The sequence below is a fragment of the Sutterella parvirubra YIT 11816 genome (assembly GCF_000250875.1).
GTDB classification, from domain to species: Bacteria; Pseudomonadota; Gammaproteobacteria; order Burkholderiales; family Burkholderiaceae_F; genus Sutterella; species Sutterella parvirubra.
The window spans coordinates 5502-12927 of sequence record NZ_JH605022.1; the positions used below are offsets into that span (position 1 = coordinate 5502).

Annotated in this window: 8 protein-coding genes; 4 read left to right on the top strand and 4 right to left on the bottom strand. The window is 65.3% G+C overall.

The features are described from left to right. From HMPREF9440_RS10275 to hflK, 4 genes are all read right to left on the bottom strand, one after another. On the bottom strand, nt 1-904 hold a 904-nt coding region (locus tag HMPREF9440_RS10275), incomplete at its 3' end, for an adenylosuccinate synthase (protein ID WP_008543973.1). Nucleotides 905-1205: 301 nt separating this feature from the next. Then, nucleotides 1206-1400: a DUF2065 domain-containing protein gene (locus HMPREF9440_RS10280; protein ID WP_008543977.1), complete on the bottom strand. Its 195-nt coding sequence runs from the start codon at nt 1398-1400 to the stop codon at nt 1206-1208. Beyond that, entirely contained in the window at nt 1401-2276 is an 876-nt protein-coding gene (gene hflC / locus HMPREF9440_RS10285; protein WP_008543978.1) for a protease modulator HflC, read from the bottom strand. An 18-nt stretch (nt 2277-2294) separates the two neighbouring features. Beyond that, a complete protein-coding gene (gene hflK, locus HMPREF9440_RS10290; RefSeq protein WP_008543979.1) occupies nt 2295-3887 on the bottom strand; it encodes an FtsH protease activity modulator HflK in 1593 nt (530 codons plus the stop codon). Between the two features lie 433 nt (nt 3888-4320). Between hflK and HMPREF9440_RS10295 the strand changes: the two genes are divergently transcribed. The 4 genes from HMPREF9440_RS10295 to HMPREF9440_RS10310 all read left to right on the top strand — a co-directional run. After that, the gene (locus HMPREF9440_RS10295) at nt 4321-5028 is read left to right on the top strand and encodes a nucleoside recognition domain-containing protein (protein WP_008543984.1); all 708 of its coding nucleotides are present in this window, start codon (nt 4321-4323) and stop codon (nt 5026-5028) included. A 55-nt stretch (nt 5029-5083) separates the two neighbouring features. Further along, nucleotides 5084-5560: a YjiG family protein gene (locus tag HMPREF9440_RS10300; RefSeq protein ID WP_040765674.1), complete on the top strand. Its 477-nt coding sequence runs from the start codon at nt 5084-5086 to the stop codon at nt 5558-5560. A gap of 3 nt (nt 5561-5563) precedes the next feature. Continuing rightward, a complete protein-coding gene (locus tag HMPREF9440_RS10305; protein WP_008543987.1) occupies nt 5564-6679 on the top strand; it encodes a M20 family metallopeptidase in 1116 nt (371 codons plus the stop codon). A gap of 108 nt (nt 6680-6787) precedes the next feature. Next, a partial coding sequence (locus HMPREF9440_RS10310) for a ferredoxin--NADP reductase (RefSeq protein WP_040765675.1) occupies nt 6788-7426 on the top strand: 639 nt, incomplete at its 3' end.

The window sequence follows — 7426 nt, forward strand, 5'->3', positions numbered from 1 at the left end:
CGGCGCCGAATTCGTTCCCCTTCTTGCGGAGTTCTTCGCCCACGTCGTCATGGAGTTCCGTCGGGAAGGGACCTTCGCCGACGCGCGTGCAGTAGGCCTTCGTGATGCCGAGGACGTAGTTCAACTGATGGGGGCCGACGCCCGCGCCCGCGCAGGCCGCGCCCGCGACCGTGTTCGAGCTCGTGACGTACGGGTACGTGCCGTGGTCGATGTCGAGCATCGAACCCTGGGCGCCTTCGAAGAGGAACTGGCGGCCTTCGTCCATCTGTTCGTGAAGCGTTTCGGAGACGTCGCAGACCATCGGGCGGAGGCGTTCCGCGTAGGCGAGCGTGTCGGCGATCACCTTTTCGGGATCCAAGGGTTCGGCGCCGAGGAACTTCTCCAGCACGAAGTTGTGCAGCTTCATCACCGCGCGGACCTGCTCGGCGAAGCGTTCCGGATGATAGAGATCGGCGACGCGCACCGTGCGGCGGGCGATCTTGTCTTCGTAGGCCGGGCCGATGCCGCGGCCGGTCGTGCCGATCTTCTTGTTGCCGAGCGAAGCTTCGCGGGCATGGTCGAGCGCGACGTGATACGGCATGATGAGCGGCGCGTTGGCGGAGACGCGAAGGCGCTTTTCGACGTTGGGCACGCCCACGGCAATGAGTTCGTCGACTTCACGGAAGAACGCTTCCGGCGAGAACACGACGCCGTTGCCGAGGTAGCAGACGCTGTCGGCATGCATGATGCCCGAGGGGATCAGGCGGAGGATGGTCTTCTTGCCGTTGATGACGAGCGTGTGACCCGCGTTGTGACCGCCGTTGAAGCGCACGACGCCGTCGGCCTGCTCGGTGAGCCAGTCAACGATCTTGCCCTTGCCTTCGTCGCCCCACTGAGCGCCGATCACGACTACATTCTTGCCCATTTGTGCAATTCCTATTGGGTTGGAAACAATTGCGGCCGCACTCACGAAGGAGCACGGCCGCACCGCAAGAATCCCGTTCAAACCGAAGGCCGGGCGACATCGCCCGAAAAGTGGTTGCCTGCGGCATTCCGGGCCCTTCTGCGGCCGCCATGCCGTAAGCAGACACGATAAAAAACCGGAATCACCGCCCCGACCTTTCGGGGCCGTCATGCCGGTTTTCGACTGCGCGTCTCTTACGGACAGACTTTAGCACGTGTACGGGCTCCTTTGCGCGCGGAACCCGGGTCGGCGAGGGGGCGTCTCACCACAAAACGAGCCAGACGAAGAAGAGTCCGGTCGCCAAAACGCCCGCGCCGAAGCGGCGGACCACTTCGGGCGGGAGCTTCGAGGCGGCCTCGGCCGCCTGCTGCCAGACCTTGGGGTTCATGAGGGGCAGGAGCCCCTCGATGATCATCACCCAGCCGGCGACGAGGAGGAAGAGTTCGCCTCCGGACATTTACTTCTTCGCCGCCGGGGCCTTCATGAAGTCGAAGAACTCCGCATCGGGGCTCACGACCATGACGTCGTTCTTTTCCGCAAAGCTCGAGCGGTAGGCTTCCAGCGACCGGTAGAAGCGCGCGAACTCCGGATCGCGGCCGAAGGCGTCGGCGTAGATCTTCGCGGCTTCGGCGTCGCCCGAACCCTTCACCTGCTGCGCGTCGCGGTAGGCCTCAGCGAGGATCACTTCGCTGCGGCGGTCGGCGTTCGCGCGGATGCGTTCGGCCTGCGCGGCGCCCTTGCTGCGTTCTTCCGAAGCGACGCGCTTGCGTTCGGCTTCCATGCGGCGGTAGACCGACTCGGAAATTTCCGGCGTGAAGTCGACGCGCTTCAGACGCACGTCGACGATTTCCATGCCGACGTCGCGCACGCGGTCCTGCAGAAGGCTCGAAATTTCAACCATCGCCTTTTCGCGTTCGCTCGACGTGATCTGGTTGACGGTGCGCTTGTTGACCGAGATGTTGAGCACGTCGCGAAGAAGCGCCGACAAGCGGTCCGCGGCGGCGCGCTCGCTCCCCTGGAAGGAAACCCAGTAGAGGCGCGGGTCGCCGATGCGCCACTTGACGAACGTGTCGATCAGAAGGTTCTTCTTTTCGGACGTCTGCACGAGATCCGCCCCGGTGGCGTCCAACGTCAGGATGCGCTTGTCGAGGTAGACGACGTTCTGCAAAGGCGGCGGAAGCTTCACGTGGATGCCGGGTTCGTTCACGACTTCCTTCAATTCACCCAACGCGAACACCATCGCGTACTCGCGTTCGTTCACGGTGTAGAGGCACATCCGTGCCGCGGCGCCCAAAACGAAGAGCGCGATCAAAAGGGAAACGCTGCGTTTCATGATTCTCGCTCCTCAGGTTCAGCGGACGCGGCTGCGCGGGTCGCGCAGGAGGTCGGCGGGAAGGGTCCCGCTCACGTTGTTGCTCGTCGCGGGCACGTTCGAGGTCCCCGTCGTGATCGTGTCGGCGGTGCTGGTGTTCCCCATCGAGCCCAAAGACCCGAGCGCGTTCTGCGACGCCACGTCCGTGTCGGAGTAGCCCGGCTCGGCCGCGCGCTTCGTGTCGCGGATCAGGCGGTCCAAGGGGAGATAGAGCAGGTTCGAGCCCGCCTTCTGATCAACGTAGACCTTGGTCACGTTCTGGTAGACGTCGCGCATGGCGTCGACGTACATGCGGTCGCGCGTGACGGCGGGCGCCTTTTCGTACTCAGCCAGCACGCTCGCGAAGCGGTCGGCGTCGCCGCGCGCCGTCTCGACGACGCGCGCCTTGTAGGCTTCCGCCTCTTCGCGCAGTCGGCTCGCCGTACCTTCGGCCTTCGGGAGCACGGCGTTCATGTACGCCTCACCCAAGTTGATCGAACGTTCGCGGTCCTGCCCCGCCTTCACCGCGTCGTTGAAGGCGGCCTGCACCTGCTGCGGCGGCTGGGCGTTCTGGATGGCGACGCTCATCACCTCGATCCCGGTGCCGTAGCGGTCGAGCATGTCCTGCATCGAGTGCTTGACGGCTTCGGCGATTTCGGCCTTGGACTCAAAGAGGATGCTGTCCATGAGCTTGCGGCCGACCACTTCGCGCATCGCGGACTCCGCCGCCTGCACGACGCTCGTGTCGGGCGCGCGCGTGTTGAAGAGGTACGCCTTCGCGCCGTCCGGCTTGATGCGGTACTGCACGGTGAACTGCACGTCGACGATGTTTTCGTCGTCGGTCAGCATCAGGGCTTCCTGAAGACGGTTCGAGCTCCCGCGCCCGCCGATTTCGGCCGTACGCACGCTCGAGACGTCGACCAAGTCCACGGCCTGGAAGGGCGCGGGGAAGTGCCAACGGAAGCCCGGCATGGTCGATTCCGAGTAGCGCCCGAAGGTCGTCACGATGCCGGTCTGGCCTTCGGGGACGATGTAGAAGCCGCTCGCGGCCCAGCCGACCACGAGGGCGGCAGTGAGGATGCCGGAGCCGAAGCGCGCGCCCTTCTGCGTCGGGCCGCGCATGCGTTCGCCCGCGCGCCGGAAGGCTTCGCGGCGCGCGTTGATCTCACGATCGAGCCGGGCCTGCTCTTCGCGCCAGTCGCGGGGCTCTTCGTCCCGCTCATCGCGCCCGGACCGGTACGAACGGTCCTCGCGGTCCTCTTCCTCGTCGTCGCGCGAGAAGTCGTCGCGGCTCTTCAACTGCGAGAGCGGATCGCGGCGGCCGCCGCGCTTGGGCTGACGTTCGCCCATGATCGACCCCATCATCTCGCGGAAGCGCTCCCAGAGCTGATCAAGGTCGTCCTCGGGACCGTTCCCGTCGCCGCCGTCGCGGTCGTTGCGGGCATGGCGGTCATTGCGCCCGTCGTCGCGGGCGTTGCGGTCGTTGCGTTCCTGACGGTCGTCGGCCTCATCGGCCCCGTCCGCCCTGCGATCCTTCTCGTTTTCGGGGGGCTCCTCGGAGCCTCGTCCCCAACGGGGGTCGTTCAGCGACATGTATTCACTCCAATCGGTGCGCCGCTCTCGGCGGAAGCGCGGGTTCTCCCCAAAGCTTCCGGGCGGCGCGTATCCCGTGATTCTAAAGGAGACGCGGGGCGGCTCCCGCCGACCGGAAGCGTTTCCTTGCACCTTCGGACGGCCGAATCCTTCGGGAGTATCCCCAAGACGCACGCGCTTACACGCGCGCGGAATACCCCACACTCTCCCGTCAAAACCACGACAAACCCCAAAGACGCAAAAGAGGCGCCTGTTTTTGCCGACATCCTCAAAAACGCTTGAAAGCCCGGCGAAGATCCCACAAACGCCGTAACTGTCGGTAAACTTCGGGGCCAAGGGTACCAACCCGTCTCTGTCGGCCTCTCTTTCCCGAAAGACACCTTTCGCGAAAGAACGCGACCGGCGCAACACAAAAAGAAAAGGGATTGTTGATATGACGACTTCCACTCAGCCGCAAGCGCCCGCTCATGACGACAAGGTCACGATCGGCGCCTACGTTTCTCTCATCTTCGCCATCGTCTTCTTCTCCGGCCTCTGCGCCACGAAGGAGTGGTGGGGCATCTTCGACTTCACGACCATGAACGGCAGCTTCGGCACGCTCGTCGCGTCGGTGGCCGACAAGGGCGGTGAACTCACGACCTCCATGGCCAACTTCCGCGGCAAGGGCGGCTCGGGCGCCATCGACGGCTTCATGTTCGCGCTCACGCTCGTGCCGACCGTCATGTTCGCGCTCGCGATGATCACGGTGTTCGAGCACTACGGTGCCCTGCGCGCCGCGCGTCAGATGCTCACCCCGATCCTCCGTCCGATCCTCGGTCTCCCGGGGTCGGCCACGCTCGCCCTCATCGCTTCGCTTCAGTCGACCGACGGCGGCGCCGCGCTCACCCGTCAGCTGAAGGACGCCAACGAACTCACGGAAGACGAAGTGCACATCTTCGCCACCTTCCAGATGACGGCCGACGCCTGCATCACGAACTTCTTCAGCTCGGGCGCCGTGCTCTTCACGCTCACGGCCGCGGACGGCTCGCTCGCCGTTCCGGTTTCCCTGGGTCTGTGCCTCGGCGTGCTCCTGCTCGGCAAGGTCTTCGCCGCCAACCTGATGCGCCTCTTCCTCATCCGTTCCGCGAAGAAGGCCGCCTGATCAGGCCCCCATTGAAACGACGCAACCAGATTCACTGATTCAAGGAAATAAGAAAATGTCCGGACATCCCAATGCCAAGCCGATGGTCACCGACGTCTTCGTCAAGGGCGCCGTTCAGGGTTGGGGCATCGCCACGAGCTCCACGATCCCGAACGTCCTGATGGCCTTCGTCATCATCAAGATCCTCCAGCACTCGGGCCTGCTCGCCCTCATCGGCACGGCCTTCAGCCCGATCATGAGCGTCTTCGGCCTCCCGGGTGAAGCCGCCACGGTTCTTCTGGGCGGCTGGATGTCGATGGGCGGCGGCGTCGGCGTTGCCGTCGCGCTCTTCGACCAGGGCGCCATCAACGGCACGCACATCGCCATCCTCACGCCCGCGATCTACCTCATGGGCTCGCAGGTCCAGTACATGGGCCGCTGCCTCGGCGTCATCGGCATCACCGGCCGCATGATCCCGCTCATCATGGCGGTGCCCATCATCACGGCCTTCATCTCGCTCTTCGTGATGCGCCTCCTCGTTCTGGGGTCCTAAGTCATGACGATGCTTCAGGAATACCTCAAGGATCTCGAGCCGCTCGTCAACCTCGACTGCGGCACGCACAACCAGGCGGGCGTCACCCGCGCCGCCGAGATCATGAAGGGCTACTTCGAGTCGATCGGCTTCACGTGCGAAATCATCGACCTCGGCCCCACGGTGGGTAAGGGCCTCCTTGCCCGCAACAAGCCCGAGGCCGACCACTACGACGTGATGCTGAACGGCCACCTCGACACCGTCTTCGAAGACGGCACGGCGGCGGCGCGTCCGCTCCGCGTCGAAGGCGACCGCGCCTACGGTCCCGGCTGCTCCGACTGCAAGGGCGGCGTGCTTGCGGCCTACTACGCCTGCAAGTACGCCCGCAAGGAAGACCTCGACCGTCTTTCGATCTGCTGCGCCTTCAACCCCGACGAAGAAACGGGCTCGAAGGCCTCGACGAAGTGGCTCTGCGAGCACGGCAAGCGCGCGAAGAACGTCCTCGTTCTCGAAGCCGCGCGCGCCGGCGGTGAGCTCGTCCGCTCCCGCAAGGGCGTGGGCACGTACCAGGTGACCTTCCACGGCGTTGCGGCCCACGCGGGCAACAACCCCTACGACGGCGCCAACGCCAACGTCGCCGCGATGCGCTTCGCGCTCGCCGCGTACGAGCTCGCCGACCGCGAACTCGGCACGACGGTCAACCCCGGCGTCATCAAGGGCGGCAGCGCCTCGAACGTGATTCCCGAACTCTGCACGGTCGACATCGACACGCGCTACTGGTTCGACGAACACTGGGTCGAGCTCGACAAGAAGCTCCGCGAACTCGCTGAGAAGACCTGGGCCGAAGGCGTCACGCAGGAGATCGCCTTGAAGGGCCGCTCCCCCGCGATGCCGCTCTCGGAAGACACGAAGGAACTCGTGGCGAAGATCACCGAAGCGGCCCGCCTCGAAGGCTTTGAAGCCAAGTGGGTGGACGCGGGCGGCGGCTCGGACGGCAACCACATCGCCGAAATGCGCGTGCCCGTCATCGACGGCTGCGCGCCGGCGGGCGGCGGCTTCCACTGCGACAAGGAGTTCCTGCGCCTCGACACCGTCGAAGAACGCATCCGCATGGTTTCGCGCTTCTTCACGCTGATCTAAGAGGGAACCTCTTCCTTTGAACGAGCGGGCGTCCTCCCAACGGGGGACGCCCGCTTCGTCTTTCCCGTCCTATACTCGGACGAACCGATTTTTGTACGAGGATCACCCATGGCCTCCCACGCCTTCCGCATCCGCTCGATCACCCCTGAAGCCGAGAACGTCCGCACCGTCATGCTCACGCCCGCCGACGCGGGTGCCGAGACCTACGCCTGGAAGGCGGGGCAGTTCGCGATCGTGACGCTCCCCAACGGCCTGGAGCGCCCCTGGACGATCGCCACATCTCCCCTGATGGGCACCGGCCCCACCTTCACGGTGAAGGTCGTGGGCGAAGGCACGAAGGCGCTAACGTCCCTTCAGCCCGGCACCCTCATCCGCCTCTCGGACGCGATGGGGGCGCTCACGCTCCCCGAGGACGCCGCCCTGCACAAGCACCTCTTCCTGGCGTCGGGCATCGGCATCACGCCGATGGTCGCGATGATCCGCGACCTCCTCATGCGCCACCCCGGCACCCCCTCGATGCTCGTCTGCTGCATGGAAAGCGAAGCCGCCTTCCCCTTCCGCGAGCACTTCGACATGCTCGCGGCGACGCGCCCCGAATTCACGTACCGGGCTTTCGTGAAGTGCGATCCCTGCGAGGGCCGCGAGTGCGGCAGGCTCGACGCCGAGCGTCTCCTCGCGCTCGTCCCCGACATCGCCGAGCGCCGCGTCTACGCGTGCGGGAGCGGCGGCTTCATGCGGGCGGCGTCT

What these genes read in the sequence shown, in the direction of transcription:
- HMPREF9440_RS10280 (WP_008543977.1), bottom strand. Translation starts at nt 1,400, where the DNA reads ATGTCCGGAGGCGAACTCTTCCTCCTCGTCGCCGGCTGGGTGATGATC.
- HMPREF9440_RS10305 (WP_008543987.1), top strand. Translation starts at nt 5,564, where the DNA reads ATGACGATGCTTCAGGAATACCTCAAGGATCTCGAGCCGCTCGTCAAC.
- HMPREF9440_RS10300 (WP_040765674.1), top strand. Translation starts at nt 5,084, where the DNA reads ATGTCCGGACATCCCAATGCCAAGCCGATGGTCACCGACGTCTTCGTC.
- HMPREF9440_RS10295 (WP_008543984.1), top strand. Translation starts at nt 4,321, where the DNA reads ATGACGACTTCCACTCAGCCGCAAGCGCCCGCTCATGACGACAAGGTC.
- hflC (WP_008543978.1), bottom strand. Translation starts at nt 2,276, where the DNA reads ATGAAACGCAGCGTTTCCCTTTTGATCGCGCTCTTCGTTTTGGGCGCC.
- hflK (WP_008543979.1), bottom strand. Translation starts at nt 3,887, where the DNA reads ATGTCGCTGAACGACCCCCGTTGGGGACGAGGCTCCGAGGAGCCCCCC.